At 70.3% G+C, this 401-nt stretch carries 1 protein-coding gene; it reads left to right on the top strand.

From position 1 onward, the window contains the following. Positions 1 to 401, top strand: a 401-nt coding sequence (locus tag RNB18_RS53120) for an acyl-CoA dehydrogenase family protein (RefSeq protein WP_311721195.1), incomplete at both ends; no start/stop codon positions are given.

Genomic DNA, 401 nt, shown 5'->3' with positions numbered 1-401 from the left:
CGAGTCGCCCGCCGAGCTCGGTGAGCTGTCGGGCGAGGACGCCCTGCGTTGGCAGGCGCTCGCGCTGACCGCCACCAGCGCAGACCTGGTCGGTGCCGCCCGCGGGGCGCACGCGCTGGCCGTCGACTACGCGAAAGTCCGTGAGCAGTACGGCTTGACGATCGGGTCGTACCAGGCTGTCGCGCACCTGCTGGCCGAGGGGCTCGCCCTGATCGAGGGATCGATCAGCGTGCTGCGTCACGCGGCATGGGCCGTCGACGAGCTGCCGGCCGAGGAAGCTGTCCGGGCAGGAAAGATCGCCAAGGTCTACTGCGCCCGCGCCGCGCGCACCGTGTGCGAGACCGCGATCCAGGTGCACGGCGGAATCGGAAACACCTGGGAATGCCTGGCGCATGTGTATC

Source organism: Streptomyces doebereineriae, assembly GCF_031845645.1.
In the GTDB taxonomy this organism is placed as follows: domain Bacteria; phylum Actinomycetota; class Actinomycetes; order Streptomycetales; family Streptomycetaceae; genus Streptomyces; species Streptomyces canus.
The sequence above is the reverse complement of the archived record's forward strand: the minus strand, read 5'-3'. Positions and strand labels throughout refer to the sequence as shown.